Here is a 225-nt window from a genome sequence, read left to right on the forward strand (position 1 = left end):
GGGCGCGTGACCGCTTCGCAGATCGCCTCAGCGTCGGCCACATCGTTCTTGTTGGTCTTCACGTAAGGCTTGACGAACTGTGGGGCCATCAACTTAACGGTGTGACCCATGCTTTGCAACTTTCGGGCCCAGTGGTGGGCGCTGCCACACGCCTCCATTCCGATCAGAGTAGGCGGCATGTTGGCAAAAAATGCGGCCATTTGTTCACGTTTAATCTGCTTCTTC

The 225-nt window shown here is 56.0% G+C and carries 1 pseudogene; it reads right to left on the reverse strand.

Annotated features, from left to right (window positions below):
* A pseudogene (locus tag KKO72_RS20805) lies at positions 1-225 on the reverse strand (IS110 family transposase); the annotation flags it as partial.

This window comes from Rhodoferax sp. U11-2br, assembly GCF_018619435.1.
Classification (GTDB): Bacteria; Pseudomonadota; Gammaproteobacteria; order Burkholderiales; family Burkholderiaceae_C; genus Rhodoferax.